General features: G+C 75.7%; 26 protein-coding genes. 16 read left to right on the forward strand and 10 right to left on the reverse strand.

The features are described from left to right. Positions 1–145 precede the first annotated feature (145 nt). Positions 146–1,177 carry an LLM class F420-dependent oxidoreductase gene (locus ACRYRX_RS13700; RefSeq protein ID WP_432512596.1) on the forward strand — a complete coding sequence of 344 codons (1,032 nt, stop codon included), beginning with the start codon at positions 146–148 and terminating at the stop codon, positions 1,175–1,177. Positions 1,178–1,180: 3 nt separating this feature from the next. Here ACRYRX_RS13700 and ACRYRX_RS13705 read toward each other — a convergent pair whose 3' ends face one another. Together ACRYRX_RS13705 and ACRYRX_RS13710 are read right to left on the reverse strand one after the other, a co-directional pair. Next, positions 1,181–1,585, reverse strand: coding sequence for a DUF4870 domain-containing protein (locus tag ACRYRX_RS13705; RefSeq protein ID WP_432512598.1), 405 nt, complete (start codon positions 1,583–1,585; stop codon positions 1,181–1,183). A 21-nt stretch (positions 1,586–1,606) separates the two neighbouring features. Next, on the reverse strand, positions 1,607–2,473 hold the full coding sequence (locus ACRYRX_RS13710; protein ID WP_432512600.1) for a DUF3097 domain-containing protein: 867 nt from the start codon (positions 2,471–2,473) through the stop codon (positions 1,607–1,609). A 137-nt stretch (positions 2,474–2,610) separates the two neighbouring features. Between ACRYRX_RS13710 and hrcA the strand changes: the two genes are divergently transcribed. Together hrcA and dnaJ are read left to right on the forward strand one after the other, a co-directional pair. After that, on the forward strand, positions 2,611–3,657 hold the full coding sequence (gene hrcA, locus ACRYRX_RS13715) for a heat-inducible transcriptional repressor HrcA (protein WP_432512601.1): 1,047 nt from the start codon (positions 2,611–2,613) through the stop codon (positions 3,655–3,657). Between the two features lie 40 nt (positions 3,658–3,697). Next, positions 3,698–4,816 carry a molecular chaperone DnaJ gene (dnaJ, locus tag ACRYRX_RS13720; RefSeq protein WP_432512603.1) on the forward strand — a complete coding sequence of 373 codons (1,119 nt, stop codon included), beginning with the start codon at positions 3,698–3,700 and terminating at the stop codon, positions 4,814–4,816. Between the two features lie 12 nt (positions 4,817–4,828). On the opposite strand, the gene ACRYRX_RS13725 is transcribed toward dnaJ, so the two are convergent. From ACRYRX_RS13725 to ACRYRX_RS13740, 4 genes are all read right to left on the reverse strand, one after another. Next, positions 4,829–5,785, reverse strand: coding sequence for a methyl-accepting chemotaxis protein (locus ACRYRX_RS13725; protein WP_432512604.1), 957 nt, complete (start codon positions 5,783–5,785; stop codon positions 4,829–4,831). Positions 5,786–5,787: 2 nt separating this feature from the next. Then, positions 5,788–6,351 (reverse strand): PAS domain-containing protein, encoded by a 564-nt coding sequence (locus ACRYRX_RS13730; protein ID WP_432512605.1) that lies wholly within the window; start codon positions 6,349–6,351, stop codon positions 5,788–5,790. Between the two features lie 130 nt (positions 6,352–6,481). Then, complete coding sequence (locus tag ACRYRX_RS13735) at positions 6,482–7,630, reverse strand: Gmad2 immunoglobulin-like domain-containing protein (protein ID WP_432512607.1); 1,149 nt, start codon at positions 7,628–7,630, stop codon at positions 6,482–6,484. Further along, a complete protein-coding gene (locus tag ACRYRX_RS13740; protein ID WP_432512609.1) occupies positions 7,627–8,151 on the reverse strand; it encodes an RNA polymerase sigma factor in 525 nt (174 codons plus the stop codon). Before ACRYRX_RS13740 ends, ACRYRX_RS13735 begins: the two co-directional genes overlap by 4 nt. A 139-nt stretch (positions 8,152–8,290) precedes the next feature. Here ACRYRX_RS13740 and ACRYRX_RS13745 point away from each other — a divergent pair, with 139 nt between their 5' ends. Genes ACRYRX_RS13745 through ACRYRX_RS13760 form a run of 4 tightly spaced genes read left to right on the forward strand, consistent with a single transcriptional unit; the run spans position 8,291 to position 13,014 of the window. Beyond that, entirely contained in the window at positions 8,291–8,656 is a 366-nt protein-coding gene (locus ACRYRX_RS13745) for an HIT domain-containing protein (protein WP_432512610.1), read from the forward strand. Positions 8,657–8,678: 22 nt separating this feature from the next. Continuing rightward, positions 8,679–10,463, forward strand: a complete 1,785-nt coding sequence (locus ACRYRX_RS13750; RefSeq protein WP_432512612.1) for an N-acetylglutaminylglutamine amidotransferase — start codon at positions 8,679–8,681, stop codon at positions 10,461–10,463. 16 nt (positions 10,464–10,479) lie between these two features. Continuing rightward, positions 10,480–12,270 (forward strand): N-acetylglutaminylglutamine synthetase, encoded by a 1,791-nt coding sequence (gene ngg / locus ACRYRX_RS13755; protein ID WP_432512614.1) that lies wholly within the window; start codon positions 10,480–10,482, stop codon positions 12,268–12,270. Further along, entirely contained in the window at positions 12,271–13,014 is a 744-nt protein-coding gene (locus tag ACRYRX_RS13760; protein WP_432512616.1) for a DNA-formamidopyrimidine glycosylase family protein, read from the forward strand. It abuts the gene before it with no gap. A 23-nt stretch (positions 13,015–13,037) separates the two neighbouring features. On the opposite strand, the gene ACRYRX_RS13765 is transcribed toward ACRYRX_RS13760, so the two are convergent. Next, entirely contained in the window at positions 13,038–13,961 is a 924-nt protein-coding gene (locus ACRYRX_RS13765) for a hypothetical protein (protein WP_432512618.1), read from the reverse strand. 39 nt (positions 13,962–14,000) lie between these two features. Here ACRYRX_RS13765 and ACRYRX_RS13770 point away from each other — a divergent pair, with 39 nt between their 5' ends. From ACRYRX_RS13770 to ACRYRX_RS13810, 9 genes are all read left to right on the forward strand, one after another. Beyond that, positions 14,001–15,209: an osmoprotectant NAGGN system M42 family peptidase gene (locus ACRYRX_RS13770; RefSeq protein WP_432512620.1), complete on the forward strand. Its 1,209-nt coding sequence runs from the start codon at positions 14,001–14,003 to the stop codon at positions 15,207–15,209. Between the two features lie 69 nt (positions 15,210–15,278). Beyond that, positions 15,279–16,019: a DUF899 domain-containing protein gene (locus tag ACRYRX_RS13775; RefSeq protein WP_432512621.1), complete on the forward strand. Its 741-nt coding sequence runs from the start codon at positions 15,279–15,281 to the stop codon at positions 16,017–16,019. 38 nt (positions 16,020–16,057) lie between these two features. Then, positions 16,058–17,071 (forward strand): dihydroxyacetone kinase subunit DhaK, encoded by a 1,014-nt coding sequence (gene dhaK / locus ACRYRX_RS13780; RefSeq protein ID WP_432512623.1) that lies wholly within the window; start codon positions 16,058–16,060, stop codon positions 17,069–17,071. Continuing rightward, on the forward strand, positions 17,068–17,664 hold the full coding sequence (gene dhaL, locus ACRYRX_RS13785; protein ID WP_432512624.1) for a dihydroxyacetone kinase subunit DhaL: 597 nt from the start codon (positions 17,068–17,070) through the stop codon (positions 17,662–17,664). Before dhaK ends, dhaL begins: the two co-directional genes overlap by 4 nt. After that, positions 17,661–18,047, forward strand: coding sequence for a dihydroxyacetone kinase phosphoryl donor subunit DhaM (gene dhaM / locus ACRYRX_RS13790; RefSeq protein ID WP_432512625.1), 387 nt, complete (start codon positions 17,661–17,663; stop codon positions 18,045–18,047). Before dhaL ends, dhaM begins: the two co-directional genes overlap by 4 nt. A gap of 13 nt (positions 18,048–18,060) precedes the next feature. After that, positions 18,061–19,974 (forward strand): chorismate-binding protein, encoded by a 1,914-nt coding sequence (locus ACRYRX_RS13795; protein WP_432512627.1) that lies wholly within the window; start codon positions 18,061–18,063, stop codon positions 19,972–19,974. 111 nt (positions 19,975–20,085) lie between these two features. Further along, on the forward strand, positions 20,086–20,571 hold the full coding sequence (locus ACRYRX_RS13800) for a hypothetical protein (protein WP_432512628.1): 486 nt from the start codon (positions 20,086–20,088) through the stop codon (positions 20,569–20,571). After that, positions 20,568–20,690: a hypothetical protein gene (locus tag ACRYRX_RS13805; RefSeq protein ID WP_432512629.1), complete on the forward strand. Its 123-nt coding sequence runs from the start codon at positions 20,568–20,570 to the stop codon at positions 20,688–20,690. Before ACRYRX_RS13800 ends, ACRYRX_RS13805 begins: the two co-directional genes overlap by 4 nt. 21 nt (positions 20,691–20,711) lie before the next feature. Further along, the gene (locus ACRYRX_RS13810) at positions 20,712–21,050 is read left to right on the forward strand and encodes a hypothetical protein (protein WP_432512631.1); all 339 of its coding nucleotides are present in this window, start codon (positions 20,712–20,714) and stop codon (positions 21,048–21,050) included. Between the two features lie 14 nt (positions 21,051–21,064). Here the strand turns inward: ACRYRX_RS13810 and ACRYRX_RS13815 are convergent, their stop codons facing one another. The 3 genes from ACRYRX_RS13815 to ACRYRX_RS13825 are packed head-to-tail and all read right to left on the reverse strand — an operon-like array spanning position 21,065 to position 23,258. Continuing rightward, on the reverse strand, positions 21,065–21,349 hold the full coding sequence (locus ACRYRX_RS13815) for a hypothetical protein (RefSeq protein WP_432512633.1): 285 nt from the start codon (positions 21,347–21,349) through the stop codon (positions 21,065–21,067). Next, complete coding sequence (locus tag ACRYRX_RS13820) at positions 21,346–22,191, reverse strand: aminotransferase class IV (protein ID WP_432512635.1); 846 nt, start codon at positions 22,189–22,191, stop codon at positions 21,346–21,348. Before ACRYRX_RS13820 ends, ACRYRX_RS13815 begins: the two co-directional genes overlap by 4 nt. After that, positions 22,188–23,258 carry a Gfo/Idh/MocA family oxidoreductase gene (locus tag ACRYRX_RS13825; RefSeq protein WP_432512637.1) on the reverse strand — a complete coding sequence of 357 codons (1,071 nt, stop codon included), beginning with the start codon at positions 23,256–23,258 and terminating at the stop codon, positions 22,188–22,190. The genes ACRYRX_RS13820 and ACRYRX_RS13825 overlap by 4 nt, the downstream gene beginning before the upstream one ends. Between the last annotated feature and the right edge of the window lie 95 nt (positions 23,259–23,353).

The raw sequence follows: 23,353 nt of genomic DNA on the forward strand, positions 1-23,353 counted from the left end.
GGTGGGTCCTTCGCGTCGTCGACCGCGGCGGTCGAGGGGTGGGGTCCGGGCGCGTCTTCACGGGAACCGCACGGACGGGGCACAGGATGCCCGGCGGGACCGGCGGCGGCAAGGGGGTCGCGCGGCCGTCCCGTAGCGTGCGGGGATGGACCTCGGACTGAGCCTCGGCTACCTCACCGGCCCCGTCGGGCCCGCCGCGGCCCGGGCCCTGGACCTGACCCGCGCCGCCGAGGACGCCGGGTTCGCCTCCGCCTGGGTCGCCGAGGCGTACGGCACCGACGCCGTCAGCGTGCTCGGCTGGCTCGCGGCGCGGACCAGCCGCATCGGGCTCGGGTCGGCCGTCCTGCAGATCCCCGCCCGCGCCGCGGCCTCCACGGCCATGACGGCGGCCACCCTCGACGGGCTGTCCGGCGGCCGGTTCCGGCTCGGGCTGGGCGTCTCGGGCCCGCAGGTCGCCGAGGGCTGGTACGGCCAGCCCTTCGCCAAGCCCCTGGCCCGCACGCGCGAGTACGTCGAGGTGGTCCGCAGGCTGCTGGCCCGCGAGGAGTCGCGGTTCACCGGGGCCCACCTGGAACTGCCGCTGCCGGGCGGCCCGGGTGTGCCCCTCAAGCTCATGCAGCCCGCCCCCCGGCCCGACCTGCCGATCCACCTGGCGGCCGTCGGCCCCCGCAACGTCGAGCTGGCGGGGGAGATCGCCGACGGCTGGCTGCCCTCGTTCCTGGTCCCGGAGAACTCCGCGGAGTCGTTCGACCGGCTGCGCGCGGGGTTCGCGCGCCGCACCCGGCCGGTGGGGGGTTTCGCGGTGACGGCCTCGGTGCCGTTCGTGCTGACCGGCGCGACGGGCGACGAGCGCGCGCGGGCCGAACGCCCGGTGCGCGAGCTCATCGCCCTGTACGTCGGCGGCATGGGCTCGCGGGAGCAGAACTTCTACGCCGACCTCGGCCGCCGCCTCGGTTTCGGCGACGCCGTCGACGCCGTGCAGGACCTCTACCTCGCCGGGCGCAAGGACGAGGCCGTGCAGCGGGTCCCGGCGGGCCTGGTGGAGGCGACGAGCCTGGTGGGGTCCGTCGACGCGGTGCGCCGGCGGCTCGCCGACCACGAGCGGGCCGGGGTCACGACCGTCGCGCTGGTCCCGCTGGGGGCCGACCCCGCCGGGGACCTGCGCGCGGTGGCGTGAACCTCAGCGCACCACCCGGAAGATCAGCGGGTAGCGGTAGGCGCGCCCCTGGTTGGCCGCGACCGCCGCGAGGATCGTGAAGATCAGCGCGACGACGCCGGGCACCACCATGAGGCCGTACGACAGGCCGAAGGTGAACAGCGCCAGGACCGAGCAGAGGACGAACAGCACCGCCTCGTAGACGATCAGCGAGATCGTCATGTTCAGCGCCTCGGAGGTGTGCCCGCGCACGAACCCGCTGCGGTCCTTGAACACCAGGAACAGGATCAGCGGGCCCAGGAACGGCAGCGTCACGAAGCTCGCGGCGATCGCGGACAGGTGCCCGAACATCCCCCACATCCGCTCGTCCGACGGCGACATCGGGACCGGGGCGTAGGGCTGCTGCGGCGGGTACGGGGGTTGGCTCACCCCTCGATCGTGACCGTTCCCTCAGCGGTCCGCCAGGTCGGCGGTCACGAAGTCGACGAGTTCCTCCACCCGGCCCAGCAGCGCCGGCTCCAGGTCGGCGTACGTGCGCACCGTCCCCAGGATCCGCTTCCAGCCCTGCGCGACGTCGGCCTGGGTGGCGCGCGGCCAGCCCAGCTCGGCCAGGACCCCCTTCTTCCAGTCCTGCCCGCGCGGGATCGCCGGCCACGCCGTCCAGCCCAGCCGCTGCGGCCGCACCGACTGCCACACGTCGACGAACGGGTGCCCCACCACGAGCACGTGCGGGCTCTTCCCGACGCCGGCGACGATCCGCGACTCCTTCGACCCCGGCACCAGGTGGTCCACGAGGACGCCGATCCGCCGCCCCGGCCCCGGGCCGAAGGAGCGGATGGCCGCGTCGAGGTCGTCGACCCCGTCGAGCATCTCCACCACGACGCCCTCGACGCGCAGGTCGTCGCCCCAGACCTTCTCGACGAGCTCGGCGTCGTGCCGGCCCTCCACGAGCAGGCGCGAGGCCCGCGCGGTCCGGGCGGGGGCGCCGGCGACGGCCACCGACCCGCTGGCCGTGCGGGTCGGCCGGGCCGGGCCCGCGGCCCGGGGCGCCACGAGCCGCACCGGCTGCCCGTCCACCCAGAACCCCGGTCCCAGCGGGAAGGTGCGGGTGCGGCCCTTCGCGTCCTCCAGGACGACGACGTGCACCCCGCCGCTCTTCTCCACCCGCACGACCGCGCCGACCCAGCCGGTGTCGACGTCCTCGACGACCAGGCCGCGCACGGCGGGCTCGTCGCGGTGGGTGGGCCTGGGGCGGTTGCGGGCGTGCGGGTCGGCGGAGAGCACGTCGGCGCCGTACCGGTCGTCGTAGCGGGTCACGGGGGAACGCTAACCACGCCCCGCGGGCCGGCGGGGGAGGCGCGACCGGGGCGCGAGCGCCTAGACTTGGCACTCGCGCGCGTTGAGTGCCAGACGCGCGGGAGCAGAGCACCGGGTGCCGGAGCAGGGAGGGACGGATGAGCGACGACCGCAGGCTCGCGGTGTTGCGGGCCATCGTCGAGGACTACGTCTCCAGCCACGAGCCCGTCGGGTCCAAGACCCTCGTGGAGCGCCACGCCCTCGGCGTCTCGCCCGCGACCATCCGCAACGACATGGCCGTGCTGGAGGAGGAGGGGTACATCACCCAGCCGCACACCAGCGCCGGGCGGATCCCCACCGACAAGGGGTACCGCCTGTTCGTGGACCGCCTCGCCAACGTCAAACCCATGTCGGCGGCCGAGAAGCGGGCCATCGAGACGTTCCTGCACGGCGCCGACGACCTCGACGACGTCGTCGACCGCACCGTCCGGCTGCTCGCCCAGATCACCCGGCAGGCCGCCGTCGTGCAGTACCCCTCGCTCAGCCGCGCCGGCGTCCGGCACGTCGAGCTCGTCGGCGTCGGCGGCCGCAGCGCGCTGCTGGTCCTCATCACCGACTCCGGCCGCGTCGAGCAGCGCGTCCTGGACATCCGCTCGGCCACCGACGCCGACGACCTGGCCGTCGCGCTGGCGACCCTGCGCACCCGGATCAACGCCTCCGTCGGGGGCAAGCGGCTGCGCGAGGCCCGCGAGGGGCTGACCGACCTCGTCCAGCAGACCCCGCCGGAGGACATGGCGGTCGCCGCCGAGGTCGCCGCCGCGCTGGGGGACTGCCTCAGCGCCTCCCTGGAGGAGCGCGTGGTCATCGCCGGCACCGCGAACCTCGTCAAGGGCGCCGACCTGTCCACGTCCCTCGGCAACGTCCTCGAGGCCCTCGAGGAGCACGTCGTGCTGCTGCGCCTGGTGCAGGAGCTCGCCGAGGAGGAGGACGCCGGCTCCGGCGGGCGCGGCGGCCTCACCGTCCGGATCGGTGCGGAGAACCTGCACCTGGGACTGGACGGCACCTCCGTGGTCACCAGCGGCTACGGCACCGAGACGGTCCTGGCCCGGCTCGGCGTCCTCGGCCCGACCAGGATGGACTACCCGACGACGATGGCCGCGGTGCGTGCGGTGTCACGCTACGTCTCGCGGATCCTCGCGCAGTGATCTTCGCAGTGCTCAGAACCGACAGGAGAGACCCGACCTCGTGAGCGACTACTACGACGTCCTCGGCGTCTCCAAGGACGCCTCCACGGAGGACATCAAGCGCGCGTACCGCAAGCTCGCGCGCAAGTTGCACCCCGACGTGAACCCCGAGGCGGGGGAGCAGTTCAAGGAGGTCTCCCAGGCCTACGAGACGCTGTCCAACCCCGAGAAGCGGTCCGCCTACGACCGCGGCGGCGCGGGGGCCGGTGGCCCCGGCGGCGGCTTCGGCGCCGGGTTCGGGTTCTCCGACATCATGGACGCCTTCTTCGGCCAGGGCGGCGGCGGCCGCGGCGCCGGGCCCGCCAGCCGCACCCAGCGCGGCCAGGACGCGCTCATCCGCGTCGACGTCGACCTCGCCGAGGCGGCCTTCGGCGGCGAGCGGTCCATCCAGGTCGACACCGCGATCCTGTGCCCCACCTGCAAGGGGTCCTGCTGCCAGCCCGGCACGAGCCCGCAGACCTGCGACATCTGCCACGGGCAGGGCTCGGTGCAGCGGGTCGTGCGCTCGCTGCTCGGCCAGGTCATGACGACGCAGGCCTGCCCCACCTGCCGCGGCTTCGGCACCGTCCTGCCCTCGCCGTGCCTGGAGTGCTCCGGGGAGGGCCGCGTCCGCGCCCGTCGCCCGATGACCATCCGCATCCCCGCCGGCGTCGACACCGGCACCCGCATCCAGCTGGCCTCCCAGGGCGAGGTCGGCACCGCCGGCGGCCCGCCCGGTGACCTCTACGTCGAGATCCACGAACGCCCGCACCCGGTGTTCTCCCGCTCCGGTGACGACCTGCTGTGCACCCTGCAGGTGCCGATGACCGCGGCCGCGCTCGGCGCGACGATCCCGCTGGAGACCCTCGACGGCGCCGAGGAGGTCGACGTCCGACCCGGGGCGCAGGCCGGTGAGGTCGTCACCCTCAAGCAGAAGGGCGCCGAGCACCTGCGCGCCCAGGGCCGCGGCGACCTCCTGATCACCCTGGAGGTCGTCACCCCCCGCGACCTCGACGAGGAGCAGGAGGAGCTGCTGCGCCGGCTCGCCGAGCTGCGCGGCGAGGTGCGCCCCTCCGGGAAGCTGTCCGAGACCCACCAGGGGGTGTTCTCGAAGCTGCGGGACCGGTTCTCCGGGCGCTGAGCGGCGCGCGGCTCAGCCGCGCATGCCCGCCAGGAAGCCGCTGATCTGGCTGCGCAGCTCCTCGGCCAGCTGCGACAGCCCGGTGGTGTCCTGCGCCCCGCCCCAGCCGGAGGAGCCGTCGACGGCGGTGCGCACGCCGTCGACGAGGCCGTTCATCTCCACGATCGTGCTGCCGATCCCGGTGATGGCGCGCACGGCGTCCTGGGCGTTCTGGCGGATGCTGTCGACGCGCTGGCTGACCTGCTCGGTGGCGCGCCCGGACTGGTCGGCCAGCTCCTTGACCTCGGCGGCGACCACGGCGAAGCCCTTGCCGGCCTCCCCGGCCCGGGCCGCCTCGATCGTCGCGTTCAGCGCCAGCAGCCGCGTCTGGTCCGCGATCGCGTTGATGACCGAGACGACCTGCTGGATCTCGCGCGAGGCCTCGGTGAGCGCCTGCATGGTCAGCGCCGCCTGGTCGGCCTCCTCGCTGGCCGCGCCGGCCGCGGTCGCCAGTCCCTGCGCGGACGCGCTGAGCTCGGTGGAGGCGGTGGCGAGCTGCTCGGACACCCCGAGCACCCCCGCCTCGAAGTCGTCGGCCAGCGCCAGGCGGGTCGTGCGGGCCCCCTCGACGGCGGCGCTCCCGGCCTGCATCGTGGTGCGCCCGGAGTTGATGGCGGAGGCGGAGTGGCGGAAAGCCCCGCCCAGGCCCCCCAGCAGCAGCCGGCGGTGGAACCGCCCGTCGGCGGCGGCGGTCAGGACCTCCCCGGCCTCGCGCACGAAGGCGTCGGAGACGTCCAGGGACCGGTTGACCGAGTCCGCCAGGCGGGCCAGCTCCGGCACCGCCTCCGACCCCGGGACCCCCGCCACGCGGGCCTCGAGGTCACCGGCGGCGGCCTGGTCGCACACGTCGGCGACCTGGCGGACCAGCTCGCGGTACAGGGCCACCTCGCCCGCGGGCGACGGCCCGCCGCGACCGTTGAACAGCTTCACGATCAGACCTCCTCGGGGACGATGGACCAGACGAACTCCTCGTAGGAGACGCCGCGCTCGGCGAGCAGCTGCGCCAGCAGCGCGCTGGAGGCCTCCACGGCCGCCTTGCCGCCGCTGTGGCGGCGCTCCTCGGCCAGCAGCCGGTCGTAGAGCGCGCTCGCGGCGCGCACACCCTCAGGGTGGGGCCGGCGGCGGTTCGAGTGGTACCCCACGACCCGCCCGGAGCGGTCCAGGCTGGGGGTGATGTGGGCCAGGACCCAGTAGTTCGCGCCGTCCGCGGCGAGGTTGTTGACGTAGGCGAACAGCTCCCGGCCGCTGGAGACGGTGTCCCACAGCAGCTTGAAGACGGCCTTGGGCATGTCGGGGTGCCGGATGACGTTGTGCGGCTGCCCGATGACCTCGTGGCGCTCGAACGCGCCGACGCGCAGGAAGACGTCGTTGGCGTAGGTGATGATCCCGCGCGGGTCGGTCTTGGAGACGATCAGCTCGTCGGCGGAGAAGGTCCGCTCCTGCCCGGTGGGCCGCACGGGAGCCCGTCGCTCCCGGCCCGTGGTGGTGGTCGTCATCGTGTGCCTCCCGACCCGCTGCTGGATCCTCGACGTCCCGGCCCGGTGGTCCGGGACGGCGACGTTCCAGGAGGATCGGCAGCTGTGCGTGCGGACCTGAGCCGTCCGGGTGACGGGCCCCGGACCGGCGTCAACGGACGGTGACGTCCTTGGTGTCGCCCACGCCCGGGGTGCCCTCGCCGTTCGACTCGTCGGGGGCGGACACCGCGACGGTGTACGTCCCCGCCGGCACCCGCGCGGTGAAGGAGAACTCCCCGAACGTCCCGTTCGCCCCCGCCTGCACCGCGTCCCGCGCCACCTCGGTCCCCGCCGCGTCGGTGACCGTGTACAGCAGCGTCCCCTCGAAGGCCGTCCCGACGCCCTCGACCGTCACCGACCCCGACCCCGGCACGACCCTCGTGATCCACGCCGGGGCCTGCACGTCGGCCTGCGGGGCGCGGGTCAGCTCCGCCGGGACCGGCGTCCCGAACAGCGTCGGGCGGGTCGCGCCGTCGACGCGGACCACGACCGGGTCGTTCGACCCCGCCGCCGCCGTCACGGTGTGGACCAGCTGCTGGAGCGCCGCCGCCGGGTCCGCGGCCGTCCCCGCCGCGGCCGCCGGGGACAGGTCCACGACCAGCTGCCCGCCGGAGGCGGTCACCTGGGCCGAGGGGTCCGCCGACCACGGGCTGGAGTAGTCCGGGTCGCCCGGGGCGCCGGCCAGCATGGCGCGCAGCGCGTTCGTCGCGTCGTTCGCGCCGTCGCCGGCCGCCACGTACTCCCGGAACAGCTTCGCCGGCTGCCCGCCGAGCCAGTACACCGGGACCGACGCCGCGCCCGAGGGCAGTGGCTGCACCGGAGCCGTCGAGGCGGTACCCGCCGACCGCGGCGCGGACGACGTCGGGGCACCGCCCGACCGCGGCGCCGCCGGCGACGACGCCGGGGCGGACGACGCGGGGGCCGTGGACGGCTCCGGCGACGCCGCCGGCGCCCCCGGTGCCTCCGACGCCTCCGACGACGACGCGGCGGCCACGACCCGCACCTCGTCCCCGCCGCGCTGGGTCACGGCGTACGCCCCACCGCCCACGACGACGGCGGCGGCGGCCCCGGCCACCGCGGCCCAGGCGCGGGTACGACGACGGCGGGCTCGGCTGCTCATGCGGATCTCCTCGAGACGGTCGGTCGGTGCCACCCCGGCGGCCCGCGCGGCCAGCGCGTCGCGCAGCTGCCGCGCGGTGGGGCTGAGGTCGTCGTCGCCGTCCGGGTCCGGCAGCGGGCCCAGCGGGGTCTGGTCGTTCACGGGTTCACCTCGCGGCTCATCACCTCGCGCAGCGCGGACAACCCGCGGTGCGCGTGCGTCTTGACCGCACCCCGGCTGATGCCGAGGGCGTCGGCGATGTCCTGCTCGGACATCTCCCCCTGGTACCGCAGCACCAAGACCTCCCGCTGCCGCGCCGGCAGCGACTCCAGGGCCGCCAGCACCGTGCGGTGCTCGCTGGCCCGCACCGCGTGCTCCTCCGGGCCCTCCGGCGCCGGGTCGGGCAGCGGGCGGCGGCGGTCGGCCACCACCCGGTGCCGCAGCACGTCGCGTGCGCCGTTCACCACGCTCGTGCGCAGGTAGGCGACCGCGGACCCCTTGTCCGCCAGCCCCGCCCACCGCCGGTGCAGGGTGACGAAGGCGTCGGCGACGACCTCCTCGGCGCTCGCGGACCCGCCCAGCAGGGACGCCGCGAGCGCGACGAGCCGCTGCCAGTGCGCCGCGTACAGCGCGCCGACGGCCTCGTCGGCCGACCACGAGCGGGGGTCGTCAGCGCCGACCACGAGCTCCTCCACCACCCTCACAGCGAGTAGACGTGTCACGCAGGGTCACGGTTGACATCCAACCCGAAGATCTTCGCGGTCCCGTCCGCCCCCGGCGGCACAACGTTCCCTCCAGGCGCCCCGCCGGTACCGTGCGGGCATGGCCGAGGTCTCCCGCGTCGAACGCGCCCCCGACGACCTGTTCCTCAAGATCGTGGCCGGGGAGGTCCCCGCCACGATCGTCCACTCCGACGACCTCGTCGTCGCCTTCGAGGACATCGCCCCCCAGGCCCCCGTCCACGTCCTGGTGATCCCGCGCGAGCGGTACGAGAACGTCGCCGAGCTCGCCGCGGCCGCCCCCGCGACCCTGGCCCGGCTCGTCGAGGTCGCCCAGCGGATCGCCGACGAGCGGTGCGGGGGTGAGTACCGGCTGGTCTTCAACACCGGCACCGCGGTGGGGCAGTCGGTGTTCCACGTGCACGGCCACGTGCTCGGCGGGCGCGGCTTCACCTGGCCGCCGGGCTGATCCCGGGGTTGGATGGGGCGCCATGTGCGGTCTTTGCGGTGAGGTCAGGTTCGACGGGCGCGCGGCGGACGTCGCGGCGGTCCAGCGGATGTCGCAGACGCTCGCTCCCCGCGGACCCGACGGCGAGGGCGTCTGGGCCCAGGGCCGCGTGGCCCTCGGGCACCGGCGGCTGTCGATCATCGACCTGTCCGCCTGCGGGGCCCAGCCCATGCAGGACCCCGAGCTGGGGCTGACCGCCGTCTTCAACGGCTGCGTCTACAACTACCCGCAGCTGCGCGAGGAACTCATCGGGTACGGCTACCGGTTCGTCTCGACCTCCGACACCGAGGTCGTCGTCAAGGGGTACCACCGGTGGGGCACCGACGTCGTGGACCACCTGATCGGCATGTTCGCCGTCGTCGTCCACGAGCGCGACACCGGCCGCGTGGTGCTGATGCGCGACCGGCTCGGGATCAAACCGCTGTACCTGGCCGAGACGCCGGGCCGGCTGCGGTTCGCCTCCAGCCTGCCCGCGCTGCTGGCCGCGGGCGACGTCGACACGACGATCGACCCGGTCGCGCTGCACCACTACCTGACGTGGCACGCCGTCGTGCCCGCCCCGCACACCGTCCTGAAGGGCGTCCGGAAACTGCCGCCCGCCACGGTCCGGGTGGTCGAGGCCGACGGCTCGTCCCGGGAGCACCGGTACTGGTCGCCGGACCACGTGCGGCGCGAGCAGTTCGCCGGTTTCACCGAGCGGGACTGGGAGGACGCCGTCCTGGCGTCCCTGCGGACGGCGGTGGAGCGCCGCACCGTCGCCGACGTGCCCGTCGGGGTCCTGCTGTCCGGCGGGCTGGACTCCAGCCTCATCACCGCGCTGCTCGCCGAGCAGGGGCAGACCGACCTGGCGACCTACTCGATCGGTTTCGAGTCCGTCGGGGGCCGCGAGGGCGACGAGTTCGCCTACTCCGATGCCATCGCCGAACGGTTCGCCACGAACCACCACCGCATCCGCGTCACCGGCGACGAGCTCGTCGGCGCCCTCGGGCACGCCGTGGGCGTCATGAGCGAACCGATGGTCAGCCACGACGTCGTCGCGTTCGACCTGCTCTGCCAGCAGGTCTCGCAGACCATCAAGGTCGTGCAGTCCGGGCAGGGCGCCGACGAGGTGTTCGGCGGCTACCACTGGTACCCGCCGCTGACCGGCCTGACCCCCGCGCAGGGCGTCGACGCCTACGCCGCCGCGTTCTTCGACCGCGACCACGCGCAGATGAGGCAGGTCCTGAACCCGCAGTGGCTGACCGGCACCGACGTGTCCCGGCAGTTCGTGGCCGACCACTTCGCCCGTCCCGGCGCCGACACCGCCGTCGACGCCGCCCTGCGCCTGGACACCGAGGTCATGCTCGTCGACGACCCCGTCAAGCGCGTCGACAACACGTCGATGGCGTGGGGCCTGGAGGCTCGGGTCCCGTTCCTGGACCACGAGCTCGTCGAGCTCGCCGCGGCCGTGCCGCCCGAGCTCCAGCTCGCGAACGGCGGCAAGGGCATCCTCAAGCAGGTCGGCTACCGGCTGATCCCGCGCGAGGTCATCGACCGGCCCAAGGGGTACTTCCCGGTGCCGGCGATCACGCACCTGGAGGGCAAGGTCCTCGGCCTGGTCAAGGACGCCCTGTCCAGCCGCGCGGCCCGCGACCGCGCCCTGTTCCGCCCCGAGTACGTGGACTCGCTGCTCGCCGACCCCAACGGGGAGCTGACCCCGCTGCGGGGCAACAAGCTGTGGCAGCTGGGTCTGCTGGAGATGTGGTTGCAGCAGCACGGGATCGCTTGAGCGAGGGGGGTTCGGGATGACCTCGACCACGAAACGCCGCAGCACGCTCGCCGGCCTGCGCCACCGCGGGCTCGACGTGCCGACGATCTCCAGCCGGACCTGGCAGCGGCCCCCGCAGTGGTTCACCGACGACATGAGCAGCGACGTCGTCCTGGACATGGGGTGGGGCCGGCTGGTGTTCGGCCAGACGTTCACCGACCAGTCCGCCATCGTCGACGCCCTGCGCGCGGAGGAGACCGGCGAGCGGGACATCGCGATGTACGTCCGCGAACCGCAGGTCCTCGTCGGGATGGCCCCGCACGAGCTGTTCCTGGACCCCTCGATCACGTTCCGGCTGCCGCTGGCCCGCTACCGGGCCCCGCGCGACCGCAACCCCGACGTGTTCGTCCGGATGGTCCGCGACCGCGCCGAGCTCGACGAGGTGAACCGCATCTACGCCGCGTGCGGGATGGTCACCTCCGACGTCGACGTCATGTGGGCCAACCACCGGACCCGCACGTTCACCTACCTCGTCGCCGAGGACACCCGCACCCGCGAGATCGTCGGCACCGTCACCGGGGTCGACCACGTCCTGGCCTTCGGCGACCCCGACCAGGGCGCGAGCCTGTGGTGCCTGGCCGCGGACCCGCAGGCCGCCCCGCGCGGGGTGGGGGAGGCCCTGGTGCGGGTGCTGGCCGAGCGGTACGTGGCCCGCGGCCGGGCCATCCTGGACCTGTCGGTCATGCACGACAACGACGGCGCCATCGCGCTGTACCGGCGGCTGGGTTTCCGGCCCGCGGCGCCGGTCGTGGTGAAGCGGAAGAACCCCATCAACCGGCCGTTGTTCTCCCCCCAGCCCGAGGGCCTGGCCGACCTGAACCCGTACGCGCGGATCATCGCCGACGAGGCGCTGCGGCGCGGGGTGCGGGTGGAGGTCACCGACGCCCTCAGCGGGGAGATGCGGCTGACGTGCGCGGGCCGGTCGCTGCTGACCCGCGAATCGCTGTCCGAGCTGACGAACGCGGTCGCCATGAGCCGCTGCGACGACAAGCGGGTGACGCGGCGGCTGCTGGCCGCGCGCGGGGTGCGGGTGCCGCGGGCCGTGGAACTGGCCCCGGACCCGTTGCGGGACACCGAGGGCCTGGCCGCCTGCGAGCGCCTCGTCGCCGAGACCGGGCCCGTCGTGGTGAAACCGGCCCGGGGGGAGCAGGGCAGGGGGATCACCGTCGGCGTCGGGGGTGGGGACGCGTTGCGCGCGGCGGTCGCCGAGGCCGCCGCGCACTGCCCCGACGTCCTGGTCGAGGAACTCGTGGCCGGTCAGGACCTGCGGATCGTCGTCATCGACCACGAGGTCGTGGCCGCCGCGGTGCGCCGCCCGGCCGCCGTCATCGGGACCGGCGCGGACGACATCCGGACCCTGGTCGCCAAGCAGAGCCGCCGCCGCGAGGCCGCCACCGGCGGGGAGTCGAGCATCCCGCTGGACGCGACCACCGAGGCCGTCGTCGCCGACGCCGGGTTCGGCCTGGGCGACGTGCTGCCGCGCGGGCAGCGGCTGGAGGTGCGCCGGACCGCGAACCTGCACACCGGCGGGACGATCGAGGACGTCACCGACGACCTGCACCCCGACCTCGTCGACGCGGCCGTCGCGGCCAGCCGCGCCCTGGGGATCCCGGTGACGGGGCTGGACCTCCTGGTCCCCGACGTGTCCGGTCCCGAGCACGTCGTCATCGAGGCCAACGAGCGGCCCGGCCTGGCCAACCACGCCCCGCGCCCGACGGCGCAGCGGTTCCTGGACCTGCTGTTCCCCGAGACCCGCGAGCAGGGCTAGGTGCCCGAGGCGCACTCCCTGCACCGCCACGCCCGCGACCAGCGCGAGGCGCTGGCGGGGCAGGTGCTGTCCGTGACGAGCCCGCAGGGCCGGTTCGAGACGGGCCCGTTCGACGGGCACCGGCTGCTGGACGTCCAGGCGTACGGCAAGCACCTGCTGTACTCCTTCGAGGACGCCCCCGACGTGCACGTCCACCTGGGGATGAAGGGGATCTTCCTGCGGACCGGCGACCTGGGGCTGGCGCCGCGGGCCGGGACGCGCCTGCGGCTGGCGGGGGACCGGGAGGCGTTCTCCCTCATCGCGCCCAGCCGGTGCGAGGCGCTGGACGCGCCGGGCCGGGCGGCGCTGCTGGCGACGCTGGGACCGGACCCGCTGCGGGTCGGGGAGGCGGGCCGCGCCGCGGCGGCGCGGCGGCTGGGGGAGTCCCGGTCGGCGGTCGGCGCCGCGCTGCTGGACCAGTCGGTGTGGGCGGGCATCGGCAACGCCTGGCGCGCCGAGCTGCTGTTCCTCGCCGGCGTCGACCCCGCCCGCCGCGTCGACCCGGCCGAGGCCGCGACGCTGTGGGACCTCGCGGTGCGGCACCTGCGGCTGGGGGTCGACGCGGGGCAGGTCGTGTCCGACCCGTCGGCCCCGGACGAGCGGTGGGTCTACAAGCGGCCCACGTGCCGCCGCTGCGGGGAACCGGTGCGGACGTGGACCCTGGCCGGCCGGACCGCCCACGCCTGCCCCCGCGACCAGCGCTGACCCCCGCCCCGCGGTCGCGGGGGTCAGTCGGGCAGGCGGGCGCGCAGGTCCTCCAGCTCGCGCTCGGCGGCGCCCACCCGCTCGTCGGCGGCGTGCGCGGCGCGCTCGGCCCCGCGCAGGTCCTCCCCGGCGGCGGACAGCTGCTCGCTGACGGCGTCGAGGCGGGCCCGCAGGTCGTCGCGGCGGCGCGTCAGGTCCCCGTGCCGGCGCCGCGCCGAGGCCAGGTCCCCCGACGTCGACGCCGCCTCGTCGCGGGCCTCGCGCAGCTCCTCCCGCGCCGCCTCCACGGCCGCGGCCAGCTCGGCCCGCTCCCGCTCGCGGCGCTCGGCCTCGGCGCGTTCGCGCTCGGCGGCCCGCGCGGCCTTCTCCTGGCGGCGCGCCGTCAGCTCGTCGCGGGGGACCCGGGCCCGGCGGGCGGCCGGGGCCGCGGCGCGGGTGGGCGGCGCGTCGGCCGCGGTGGCCCCCTCGACGTCGACCCCGCCGAACCCGGTCGCCTCCAGGGGCCGCACCAGCGTCCCGGACCGCACGGCGTCCGCGGCCGCGGGATCGCTCATCCCGGCCCGCAGCGTGGCCACCACCTTCTCCCCGGCCTCCGGGGACAACCGCACCCCGGCGGCCCGCGTCAGCCGGGCCGCCTGCACCCGCAGGGCCTCCAGGACCTCGTGCCGCCGCACGGTGAGCTCGCGCAGCTCCGGGCCGGCCAGCGACGCCGTCGCCTCCCGCATGGCCGCGCCGAGCTCCAGCAGCTGCTCGACGTCCCCGGGGCGCTCGCGCCGCAGCAGGTTCACCGCCCACGCCGGGACCGGCGGCTTGCGCAGGCCGCCGATGCGGGCGGCGAGGTCGCGGTCCCCCTCGTCCCGGGCCTGCCGGGCGTAGGCGTCCCGCGTCGCGGTGAACTCCGCCGGCGGGGAGCCGTACAGGTCGTCGAGCACGTCGGTGAGGTCCACCGGGGCATCCTCTCGCGTTCCCTGGCAGCATCGCCGGTGATGAGCGCGAACCCGAACCCCCAGTCCGTCCCCGTTCCCGTGGACGTCCCGATCGACGTCGAGTACCTCACGAGCACGCTCATGGAGATGCTGCGCATCCCCAGCCCCTCCGGGCGCACCGACGCCGTCATGCAGGCCGTCGGCGACCACGTCGCGGCCCTCGGGCTGCCGTTCGACCTGACCCGCCGCGGCATCCTGCGCGCGACCCTGAAGGGCCGCACGGACAAGGTGCGCCGGGCCGTCGTCGTGCACGCCGACACGATCGGGCTGATGGTCAAGCAGGTGAAGGCCTCCGGCCGCCTCGAGGTCGTCCCCGTCGGCAGCCACAGCGCCCGGTTCTCCGAGGGCGCCCACGTCACGATCTTCACCGACGACCACGAGCGCACGTACACCGGCACGGTCCTGCCGCTGAAGAGCAGCGGGCACACCTTCGGCGACGAGATCGACACCCAGGGCGTGGGCTGGCCCTACGTCGAGGTCCGCATCGACGAACCCGTCGCCTCCGCCGCCGACGTCCGCGCCCTCGGCGTCGAGGTCGGCGACCACGTGGCCCTCGACGCCGCCCCGCAACTGACCCGCCACGGGTACGTGAAGTCCCGCCACCTCGACGACAAGGCCGGGCTGGCCGCGTGCCTGGCCGCGCTCAAGGCGCTGCGCGACGCCGACCTGCCGCTGGCGGTCAGCGCCCAGTTCCTCGTCACCATCGGCGAGGAGGTCGGGTTCGGCGCGACCCACGGGCTGGCCCCCGACGTCGCCGAGCTCGTCGCCGTCGACAACGCCGTCGTCGCCGAGGGGCAGAACTCGCGCGAGGAACTGGTCAGCGTCGGGATGCTCGACATGACCGGCCCCTTCGACTACCACCTGTCGCGGCGGTTGCACGCCCTGGCCGGTGAGCACGGCATCCCCGCCGTCCGCGACGTCTACCGGCACTACCGCTCCGACGCCGCCCCCGCCCTGGAGGCCGGCATCGAGGCCCGGCACGCGCTGCTCGGTTTCGGCCTCGACTCCAGCCACGGCCACGAGCGCGCCCACGTCGACGGCCTGGTCGCCCTGGCCCGCCTCCTCGTCGTCTACCTGCAGAGCGGCCTGACCTTCGACGACTGGGACCAGGCGGAGTCCGGTCCGCTGGCCGACTTCCCCAGCCTCAGCGTGCAGCCGGCCGACCTCGAACCCCTCGACCGGACCGTCGTGGAACGGACCGCCGACTGACCGGTGAGTTCCGGCTCCCGGCGGGGTCCACCCCTCGTCGGGAGGACCCACCAGGACGAGGAGGACACCGTGGCTCTGCCGGAGGTCACCACCCGCGAGGAGTGGCTGCGGGCCCGCAAGGACCTGCTGCGGCGCGAGAAGGAACTCACCCGCGCCCAGGACGCGCTGGCCGCCGACCGGCGCCGGCTGCCGATGGTCGAGGTCACCACCGACCACCGGTTCACCGGACCCGGCGGGGAGGTCGGGCTGCTCGACCTGTTCGACGGCCGCGACCAGCTCGTCGTCCAGCACGTCATGTTCGACCCCGCCTGGGACGACGTCTGCCCGTCGTGCTCGGCGGCGCTGGCCGAGCTCAGCGACGGCCTGCTGGACCACCTGCACGCCCGGCGCACCACGTTCGTCGCCGTGTCCCGCGCGCCGTACGCGAAGCTGGCCCGCGCGGCGCGGGAACGGGGCTGGACGTTCCCGTGGGTCAGCTCGCACGGCGGGACGTTCAACCACGAGTTCCACGCCACGCTCGACCCCGCGGTCGCGCCCGTGGAACTGAACTACCGCGACGCCGACGAGCTGCGCGCGGCGGGGATGGGGTGGGCGCTGGACGACCCCGGCGAGGTGCCCGGCTACAGCTGCTTCCTGGCCGTCGGCGGCCGCGTCTTCCACACGTACTCCACGTTCGCGCGCGGCACCGAGCAGCTCGGCGGCGCCTACGCGTTCCTCGACATGACGGCCCTGGGCCGGCAGGAGGCGTGGCAGGAACCGGCCGACCGCGTCCCCGACGCCCGGGGGGCGGTTCCGAACTTCGCCGACTGAGGATACTTTGGGCGCTCCCCGGGCGAAGGAGCTCTGCGATGACCACCCCCAAGCTGCTCGACGACCCCGCGCGCGCCGTCACCGACGCGCTGCGCGGCCTGGCCGCCGTCCACCCCGAGCTCGCCGTCGACCCCGAGCGCGGCGTCGTGGCCCGCGCCGACCCCGACCGCCGCCCCGGCAAGGTCGGCCTCGTCTCCGGCGGCGGCTCGGGCCACGAACCGCTGCACGCCGGTTTCGTCGGCCTGGGGATGCTCGACGCCGCCGCCTGCGGGGCCGTGTTCACCTCACCGGTGCCCGACCAGGTCCTCGCCGCGACCACCGCCGCGTCCACCGGCGGCGGGGTCGTGCACGTCGTGAAGAACTACACCGGCGACGTCCTGAACTTCCAGATGGCCGCCGAACTCGCCGACGACGACGGCATCGAGGTCGCCACCGTCCTCGTCGACGACGACGTCGCCGTCACCGACAGCCTCTACACCGCCGGCCGCCGCGGCACCGGCGGGACCCTGTTCGTAGAGAAGGTCCTCGGCGCGGCCGCCGAGCAGGGCCGGCCGCTGGCCGAGGTCGCCGCCCTGGGCCGCGACGTCGTGGCCCGCAGCCGCAGCTTCGGGGTGGCCCTGAGCGCCTGCACCACACCTGGATCGGACCGGCCCGGGTTCGACCTGCCGGCCGGGGAGATGGAACTGGGCATCGGCATCCACGGCGAACCCGGCCGCCGCCGCGTGCCCGTCCCGGCCACCGGGGTCGCCCGCGAGGTCGCCCGCACCTCGGTGGCCGCGATCGACGAGGACCTGCCCCTGGCCGGGGAGGACCTCATCGTGCTCGTCAACGGGATGGGCGGGACGCCGCTGCTGGAACTGCAGGTCCTGGCCGCCGACGTCGTGGACGAGCTGACCGGCCGCGGCGCCCGCCTGGCCCGGGCCCTGGTCGGCAACCACGTCACGAGCCTGGAGATGGCCGGGGCCATGGTCAGCGTCTGCCGCGCCACCCCCGAACTGCTCGCCCTGTGGGACGCGCCGGTCCGCACCCCCGCGCTGCGGTGGGGCGCGTGAACACCGACACCGCCCTGGCCTGGCTGCGGGGGTTCGCGGCCGCCGTCGACGAGCACGCCGCCGCCCTCACCGACCTCGACCGGCCCATCGGGGACTCCGACCACGGCGTGAACCTCCAGCGCGGGACGCGCGCCGTCCTCGACGCCCTCGACGCCCAGGCCCCCGCCACCCCCGGGGCCGTGCTCACCACCGCCGGGTCGACCCTCGTCAGCACCGTCGGCGGCGCCAGCGGGCCGCTGTTCGGGACCCTGCTGCGCCGCGCCGGGAAGTCCCTGGGGGAGACGGGGGACGCCGACGCCCCGGCGCTCGCGGCCGCGCTGCGCGCCGGGCTCGACGGGGTCGTGAAGCTCGGCGGCGCGCAGGTGGGCGACGCGACGCTCGTGGACGCGCTCACCCCGGCCGTCGAGGCGCTGGAGGCCGGCCGCTCGGTCGCCGAGGCCGCCGACGCGGCCGAGCAGGGGGCGGCCTCCACCGAACCGCTGGTGGCGCGCAAGGGCCGGGCCAGCTACCTCGGGGAGCGCGGCGCGGGCCACCGGGACCCGGGGGCGCAGTCGGTCGTGCTGCTGCTGCGGGCGCTGGCGGCGGTCTCGTGAACGTCACCGTGGTGCTGCTCTCGCACAGCGCGGCCGTGGCCCGCGGCGTGGCCGACCTCGCCGGCCAGATGGCCCCCTCGGCGACCGTGGTCCCCGTCGGGGGGACACCCGACGGGCGGCTGGGCACCGACGCCGACGCCCTGGAGTCGGCGGTCCGGGAAGCGGTGTCGTCCGGGGCCGAGGTGGCGCTGCTGGTCGACCTCGGCAGCGCCGTGCTCACCGCGAAGACCGTCCTGGCCGACCTCGACGACGAGCCGGTGGTCCTCGTCGACGCCCCGTTCCTGGAGGGGGCCGTCGCCGCCGTCGTCACCGCGTCCACCGGGGCCGGGCTGGCCGAGGTCGTCGCGCAGGCCGAACTGGCCCGGGACCTGCGCAAGACGTAGGAGAATCCGGGGCGTGCGCTGGCTCGTCGTGGACAACCACGACTCCTACACCCACAACCTCGTGCAGCTCCTGGCCGTGGCCACCGGCACCGACCCGGTGGTCGTCAGCGACGACGACGTGGCCCCCGGCGAGCTCGACCTGTCCGGGTTCGCCGGGATCGTCGTCTCCCCGGGGCCCGGGCACCCCGCGGTGGCCCGCGACTTCGCGCTCTCGGCCGACGTGCTGGCCCGCGCGCAGGTGCCCGTGCTGGGCGTGTGCCTGGGGATGCAGGGGATCGCGCTGGCCGCCGGTGCGGTCGTCGACGCCGCGCCGCAGCCCCGGCACGGCTTCGTCGACCGGGTCCGGCACACCGGCACCTCCGTCCTGGCCGGGTTGCCGCCGGGGTTCGCCGCGACCCGCTACCACTCCTTCCGCGTCGCCGAACCGCTCCCGGACGCCCTCGAACCCCTCGCCTGGGCCGGGGACGGCGTCCTCATGGCCCTGCGGCACCGGCACCGGCCGCAGGTGGGGGTGCAGTTCCACCCCGAGTCGATCGCCAGCACCACCGGCGCGCGCATCGTGGAGAACTTCGTCCGCTGGTGCCGGCGGTTCGGCCACCCCGTGCGGCACCGGGTCCACGCCCGGCGGCTGCCCGGCGCCGCCGACGGCGAACGGGTCCTGGCGGGCCTGTTCGGCGGGGAGGCGTTCTGGCTGGACTCCGCGGCCCGCGGCGCCGGGTCGGGCCGGTTCTCCTTCCTCGGGCCGCTGGACGGTCCCGCGGTCGGCTCGCTGGCGGAGCTGTCCACGCGGCTCGCGACGGCCGGGGTCGACGGTGCCGACGCGCTGCCGTTCGAGTTCACCGGCGGGTGGGTCGGCTGGGCCGGGTACGAGGCGAAGGCCGAGTGCGGGTTCCCCACCGGCCCCGGCACCGCCACCGACGACGGCACCCCCGCCGCGCACTGGGTGTTCGTGGACCGGTTCGTCGGCGTCGACCACGACACCGGCCACACCTGGGTGGTCGCCCTCGACGACCCCGGCTGGGTGGAGCGGACGGCCGCCGCGCTGGCGGACCTGCCCCCGCTGCCCGCCCCGCCCCCGCCCCCGGACCGGCCGGTGACCCTGGACACCTCCCCGGCGCGGTACCGCCGCGACGTCCTCGCCGCCCAGGAGCAGCTGCGCGCGGGGGAGAGCTACGAGATCTGCCTGACCACCCGCGCCCGCGTCCCCGCGGACCCGGACCCGGGAGCCGGGTTCGCGGCCTACCGCCGGCTGCGGCGGGACAACCCCGCCCCCTACGCGGCGTACCTGCGGACCGCCGGGGTCGAGGTCGTCGGCAGTTCCCCCGAACGGTTCCTGCACGTCACCTCCAGCGGGCAGGTCGAGACCCGGCCGATCAAGGGCACCGCCGGTGCCGAGACCGATCCCGCTGCGCTGCAGGCGGACCCGAAGACCCGCGCCGAGAACCTCATGGTCGTGGACCTGCTGCGCAACGACCTCGGGCGGGTCTGCGCCCCCGGCACCGTCACGGTGCCGCACCTCATGGAGGTCGAGACCCTGCCGACCGTCCACCAGCTCGTCACGACCGTCCGCGGCCGGCTGCGACCGGACGTGGGGGCCGTCGACTGCCTGCGGGCGTGCTTCCCGCCCGGGTCCATGACGGGGGCGCCGAAACTGCGGACCACGCAGATCATCGACAGCCTCGAACGACGCCCCCGGGGGATCTACTCCGGCACGATCGGCTGGTTCTCCCTCACCGGCGCCGCCGACCTCGCCGTCGTCATCCGCACCGCGGTGCGGGTCGGGGACGAGTGGCGCGTCGGGGCCGGCGGCGCGATCGTCCTCGACTCCGACCCCGACGCCGAGGTCGCCGAGGTGCTGCTGAAGCTGCGGGCGCCGCTGGCCGCGCTCACCACCCGTGCCCTGCGCGGAGCCGAACGGGGGACCTGAGGCCGTCGGGCCGTCCGCCGATCGGGCGCCGCCGGCGGCACCCGGCGCTGCGGCGTCCCTACGGTGGGCGGCAGTGCCGCGACGGGTCGACGTCCCCCCGGAGGTCGAAGCGTGCGCCTGGTCGAGATCGGCCCCGACGCCGTGCGCGGGGCCGACCGCGACGTCCGGGCGACCCACGACGAACCCGACCGCGGAAGCCGCTGTTCTCGACGAGGGAGTGCTGACGTGATGGTCCTGGTCCTGGACGAGACCGTCCTGCGGATGGCCGAGCGCGCGGGGCGACCGGTCCGGTGCACGGACGGGGGAGCAGCGTGGGGCGACCTGGACGTGGTGCAGGAGGTGACGGTCCAGGGGGATCGTCTCGTCGTCACCCACACCGAGCGGGGCAAGACGCGGGTCGAGTTCACCACCGACGACGCGGCGGCCCTGGACCGCTACCTGCTGGTCCAGTTCGGCGAGTCGATGCGCATGAGTCGGGGCCTGCCGATCGTGCTGACCGCCCAGTACCCCCCCCGGTCCCGGGAGGGTTCGACGTGCGCCCGGACTCCTCCGGGTACGTCGCGTTGTCGTGGACGGAGGAGGACGGTCGCACGGTGACCGCCGGGCGGTTCCACTTCGGGGCCGAGCGCCGGTTCGCGAACGTGTGCCGGGTGCCGTTGCCCGTGCTCGAAGCGGCGTTGCTGGACGACAGTGCTCGCCGGCAACCGTTGTTCTGACCGGGAGGGAGCGCTGACCCGGTGGACGTGGTCCTGGACGGGACCGTCCTGCGGACGGCTGAGCTGGCGAGGGATCCCCTCGAGCTCGTGCGCGGTGGGGCGGTGCGGGGCGGCGGCGACGTGATCTGCGAGCTGACCGCGCCGGGGAGGTTCTTCGTCGTCCCGACCACCGAGCGGGGGAGGCTGCGGACCGACTCCACCACCGACGACGCGGGGGCGCTGGACCGCTACCCGCTGGTCGGCTCCGGGGAGCGCGTGCGGTGGCGTCGCGGCCTGCGCGTCCCGCCGACCGCCGAGTTCCCGCCGGTCCTCGAAGCAGCCCTGCTGGACGACGGCGACCGGCCGCAGCCGCTGTTCTGACCCGAGCGCCGCACTCAGGCCGACGGGGCGCGGAACCCCGTCCCGCGGACGTCGGTGTGCAGCCCCGCGGCCCGCAGCTCCGCGGTGATCCGCCGGGTCGCGGCGGCGACGTCGTCGGCCGTGGGGCGGTGGGGGCAGGGCACCTGGACGACCACGACGGGGTCGTCCCCGGTGGGGGTGACCCGCTCGACCGCCGCGCTCAGCCCCGCGGCGCGCAGGACCCGCAGGCACTGCTGCTCCTGCTCGGACTCCGTGGCCAGCACGACGGTGAGCCGGCCGTCCTCGTACGAGGTGCTCACCCCCCGATGGTGCCACCGGACGACGGGCCCGCCGAGCCGCAGCGTGTCCCGAGCGCGATGCCCGCCAGCAGGGCCGTGGCGTCCTCGTCGACGCTCACGGCCCGGCCGTCCAGGGCCCGCAGGGGCGCCGCCCCGCGCAGGCTCGACAGCAGCCAGACGCCCTCGCCGTCGAGCAGTTCCCCCGGCCGGACCGGCACCTCGGTCACCTCCACCTGCGCCGCGACCGCCGCCAGCGTCGTCCCGGGCAGCACGGCGCGACCGGCCTGCGGCGGGGTGCGCCAGCGCCCGTCCCGCCGCCACAGGACGTTCGCGGTCGGGGCCTCCAGGACGAACCCGCCGGCGTCGACGAAGACGGCGTCGTCCGCTCCGCGCCGGGCCGCCTCGCGCAGCGCCGCGGAGTTCACCGCGTACGAGGACGTCTTGGCCGCGGCCAGCAGCCACGGCGCGTCCGGGACGGTCGCGGTCCCCCGGGGCAGGGTCAGCGCCCGCACGCCCGCCCGGCCCCGCAGGACGCTCGCGGGCACGGGGCGCACGGTGGCGAACTCGACGCCGCCGCGGGCGACGGTCAGCCGCAGCGCGGCCTCCACGCCCGGGGGCACGGCGTCGGTGACGGCCTCGGCGATGCCCGTCCACTCCCGCCGGTCCACCCGGACCCCGAACGCGGCCGCGGACCGCTCGAACCGGTCCAGGTGCGCGTGCAGGCGCACGATCCCGTCGCGGACCAGCAGGGTCTCGAAGAACCCGTCGCCGCGCAGTCCCGGGTCGTCGGCGGCGGCGACGGGAGCGTCCGCCGCGACCTCCCCGACGCCCCGCACGAACGTCCGGCTGCGCAGGCCGCTCACGCCCGGCCCCACGCCTCGACGCCGGTGGTGACCGGCCCACCGGTCGCCAGCGACTCCCCGACGGCCAGCGCCAGCAGCTGGTCCTGGGCGGCCTCGGCCAGCGGGTACGGCCCCGGCCCCTCGCCGCGGGCCCAGGCCGCGGCGCGCTGCAGCAGCCCGGCCAGCGCGATCTCCTCGTCGTTCAGCCGGGCGCCCACGTGGGGGTTGCGGAACACCGCCTCGCCCTCGAAGGACAGGTGGTCCAGGTCGGCGCCCTGGACGTCCTGGTGGTGCCCCGTCTGCCGGCGCTCGATCCGCGACGTCACGACCGTGCGCGCGTCGACGAGCCGGACGACGGTGTCGTCGACGATCTCGCCCAGGCTGCCGCGCACCACGGTCCGCCGGGTCCGCAGCGGGTTCCGGGTCTGCGTGTCGGTGAAGTCGTACAGCGCGCTGCGGCCGTCGCCCACGTCGAACGTCGCGATCGTCGTGGTCCGCGGCCGGGGCTCGGCCCGGCCGGTCCAGCCGCCCCGGTCGATCGGGTCGGCCAGCGGGGAGGTCGTCGCCGACGCGGTGACGCGGACCGGTCCGGCGCCCAGGCCGAGGAACCCCCGGATCAGCGACGTCGCGTGGTGCAGCTGCGTGCTGGAGACCTGGACCGACGTCGGCGTCCCCAGCAGGCCGCGCCGCACGAGGGCGCGACGGGCCGCCTGGTGCGGGAACAGCAGGTACTGCTCGGCGACCTGCACCCGCTCGTGCAGCTCCCACAGTTCGCGCAGCCCCGCGAGGCCGGCGGCCGGCGGGGTCTCGGTGAGCACGGCCGCGCCCCGCCCCACGAGGTCGCGGACCAGGCCGGGGGCCGCGGCGGCCGGCACCGAGACGAGGACCAGCTCGGGGGCGGCACGCAGCAGGCCGTCGAGGTCGCGGTGGACGGGCAGCCCGCGGGCCGCGACCGCGGCGGCCGTGGCGTCGCTGCGGGCCAGGACGCCGGTGACCTCGAACAGCCCCGGCAGCCGGGCGAGCAGGTCCAGGAAGCGGCCGGCCCGGTAGCCGCCGCCGGTCAGCGCCAGTCGCGCGGGAGCGTCCACGGCGACGACCGTAGCCCGCGCCGGGGTCAGCCCAGCGAGAACAGGCGCGCCCCCGCGCGCCCCGCTCGTTAGGATCGGGGCGACAGCGCGGACCC

The sequence above is a fragment of the Kineococcus lubricus genome (assembly GCF_050871965.1).
Taxonomy (GTDB): domain Bacteria; phylum Actinomycetota; class Actinomycetes; order Actinomycetales; family Kineococcaceae; genus Kineococcus.